Origin of the sequence: Williamwhitmania sp., from assembly GCA_035529935.1 — a bacterium.
Classification (GTDB): domain Bacteria; phylum Bacteroidota; class Bacteroidia; order Bacteroidales; family Williamwhitmaniaceae; genus Williamwhitmania.
In genome coordinates, this window is sequence record DATKVT010000022.1 from 1 (window position 1) to 3472 (window position 3472).

The 3472-nt window shown below is 41.6% G+C and carries 2 protein-coding genes and 1 rRNA gene; 1 reads left to right on the forward strand and 2 read right to left on the reverse strand.

Annotated elements, in window-relative coordinates; genetic code table 11:
• The coding region (locus VMW01_01450) for an AMP-binding protein (protein HUW04900.1) at positions 1–1894 on the forward strand (1894 nt) is incomplete at its 5' end.
• Between the two features lie 83 nt (positions 1895–1977).
• On the opposite strand, the gene VMW01_01455 is transcribed toward VMW01_01450, so the two are convergent.
• Together VMW01_01455 and rrf are read right to left on the reverse strand one after the other, a co-directional pair.
• Positions 1978–3258, reverse strand: a complete 1281-nt coding sequence (locus VMW01_01455) for an NAD(P)/FAD-dependent oxidoreductase (protein HUW04901.1) — start codon at positions 3256–3258, stop codon at positions 1978–1980.
• Positions 3259–3368: 110 nt separating this feature from the next.
• Positions 3369–3472, reverse strand: a 5S ribosomal RNA gene (gene rrf / locus VMW01_01460); the annotation flags it as partial.

Here is a 3472-nt window from a genome sequence, read left to right on the forward strand (position 1 = left end):
GAGGACCATCATCGAACTCTTTGAGGAGAGTGTCAATAAATTTAAGAACAATCCGTTTTTGTGGGAAAAGAGAAACGGGGCTTTTGTAGCAACAACCTTTCACGATACCCAAAAAGAGGTAGAGCGCTTTGCTACAGGACTACTGCATCTTGGAGTAAATCATGGAGATAGAGTTGCCTTGCTTTCTGAGGGTAGAAACCTATGGATAATAAGCGAGTTAGCTATTTTATATACTGGAGCCATTAACGTTCCTCTTTCAATTAAGTTGGAGGAAAGCAACGAGTTACAATTCCGGATCGAGCATTCGGAAACGTCAATAATTGTTTGCTCTGCCAACCAACTCGCAAAGATTAGGGCCATCAAAAAAAATCTACCCCAAATCAAAGCTATCATTCTCCTTGATGAAATTGAAAACTTACAGGAGAAGGAGATAGTGCTTACGGAGCTACTTCGGAATGGTGACAAGATTCTTGCAAATGGAAAGGACCAACTTGAGATAGCTAAATCAAAGGTAAAACCAGATGACTACGCCAACATAAGCTATACCTCCGGAACTACAGCTGATCCAAAGGGTATCATTCTTTCTCACAGGAATTACACGGCCAACGTTGAGCAGGCACTAACCCTGATGGAAATTCCAACAAGTTTTCGAACACTCATTATTTTGCCACTCGACCACTGCTTTGCACACGTAGCAGGCTTTTACTCTTTTATGGCAAAAGGAGCTAGCGTCGCTACTGTTCAAACGGGGAAAAGTCCTTTGGAAACACTAAAAAACATTCCATTAAACATAAAGGAAATAAAGCCAAATCTTCTACTGAGTGTTCCCGCCCTCGCCAAAAATTTTAGAAAAAACATTGAAAGTGGCATTCGAGCAAAAGGGCCAATGGTGGAAAAGTTGTTTAACCATGCGCTCAAAGTGTGCTATGCCCATAACCGCGAAGGATATAATAAATCCAAGATGTCAGCATTGCTCTACAAGCCAATCATTTGGGTGTACGATAAAATTCTATTCTCAAAAATCCGTGAGAACTTTGGGGGTAAACTTAAGTTCTTTATTGGAGGAGGAGCACTTCTCGACATTGAACTGCAGCGTTTCTTCTATGCCATCGGAATCCCAATGTTTCAGGGTTATGGACTTTCAGAGGCGACACCAATTATCTCATCCAACTCGCTGAAGCGCCATAAGCTTGGCTCATCAGGTTTCCTAGTAAAGCCATTGGAACTAAAAATTATTGACGAGAAGGGCAACGAGCTGCCTGCGGGTCAAAAGGGTGAAATTATCATCAAAGGTGAAAATGTAATGGTGGGTTACTGGAAAAATGAAAAGGCCACCAACGAAGCACTTAAAAATGGTTGGCTATTCACCGGAGATCTTGGCTACATGGATAGCGATGGCTTCCTATATGTAATGGGCAGGTTTAAAAGCCTTCTTATTGCCAGCGATGGAGAGAAATACAGCCCTGAAGGAATAGAGGAAGCCATGGTTGAGTATTCAAAGTATATCGACCAGGTTATGCTTCACAACAATCAAAATCCCTACACTATCGCCCTAATTTCGCCAAACAGGGAGGCCTTAAAACGGCATGTCATAGCTGAGGGGCACACTTTGGGTTCGCCCGAAGCAGCGTCGGCAGCCATTGAAAAAATTCAGCAGGAAATTAATCGGTTCAAAAAGGGTGGTGAGTTGGAAGATATGTTTCCAGAGCGGTGGATGCCAGCCACTTTTGCAATTCTTCGGGAGCCATTTACTGAGCATAACCAGATGGTAAACTCCACCATGAAGATCGTCAGAGGCAAGATTGAAAAGCACTATGCCGATACTATTACCTACCTTTTCACGCAGGAGGGCAAAAACCCAAACAACAAAAATAATCTTGAAAACATCATGTAAATCAACTCCAATAAACATACATAGCAAAAGAGGGATCGTTGTGATCCCTCTTTTGCTTTAATCTTTACCAGATCAGTAGCAGCCTAACTCTTTAGTCGAATGGTTTTGCCAACCAAATGCCCCGTTGAAAAAGCTGCTTGAATATTATATCCGCCAGTATCGCCGTCAATATCCAACACTTCACCAGCAAAATATAGATTTGGGACAAGTTTAGACATCATAGTTTTCAGATCAACCTCATGTAAGTTCACACCCCCTGCAGTGGTCATTGCAACTTTAAAACTACCTACTCGCTCAATTTCAAAGGGATACGAACAAAGTAAAACAACAAGTTGTGTGCGTTTTTGCGCGTTAATATTTGACAGAAAATCACTCGCTTCAATGCCAATCTCCTCCAACACAATACGCATTAAACTTTTTGGCAAATTATAGTTTCGTAGTAGCGTTTGGATAGTCATATTACCCTGCCGTGCTGAAGCGTCAATGAATTGTTGCCTAAAATGATCCTCATTACAGCCAATAATATTAACCTTTAAGACATCCCCAACCTCAAAACTTCTCGAAAAATCAATAATACCAGGACCACTTATTCCTTTATGAGTAAATCCTAAATCTCCTCTTCGTTCAGCAATTTTTCTGTCTTTACGGTAGAGACCAATTGAAACATCATGAAGCGATACGCCAGCCAAATTAGCTAACTCATATTTTTTTACAAAAACAGGAGTTAATGCAGGCTTGGGATCAACAATAGTGTGTCCAAAACATTTTGCAAATGAATACCCATCACCGGTGGACCCTGTAGTCGGATAAGATGCACCTCCGGTTGCAATCACCAAATTATTACAGTGAAACGTGTCGGAGTCAGTAACAACATTAAATAGATCATCGCTTTTTGAGACAGATACTACACTGGACTCTACATTAATATTTACAGAGAGATGTAAACACGCTGTCATGAGGCACGAAAGAACGTCTTCAGCCCTGTCAGTTACAGGAAATATCTTATCGTTTTTATCAACAACAGTATTCAATCCATGCTTACTAAAGAAGTTAACAATATCTACATTAGTAAACTCCTTTAGAGCACTTTTAAGAAATTTGCCATGCTCACCATAACGATTAAAAAAGTCGTTAATAGCGCCTGCATGAGTAATGTTGCAGCGCCCAGATCCCGCAATAAGCAGTTTCTTCCCTAGCTGAGAATTCTTCTCAAGTAGCAGGGTGTCACTTCGTCCGACAGAAATTGCTGTGAATAGGCCAGCAGGGCCACCGCCAATTATAATTGTATGAAAGGTCTTCAATTGTTGACTTTTACTGAAGCAAAGATAAATATAAAGAAGCAATGTAATTAGGCTTAGTTCCAAACAGATGATGTTGGAGACCAAAGATTAGTTATTGTAAAAGATTACAATTTGTTGCATTGGTGAGTATGGAGCAAAAAAAAGTCCCGAGCTCAGTTGAGCTCGGGACAAAAAACCGGCGGCGGCCTACTCTCCCACCTTGCGGCAGTACCATCGGCGCTGGCGGGCTTAACGGCCCTGTTCGGAATGGGAAGGGGTGGTACCCCGCCGCCATAGC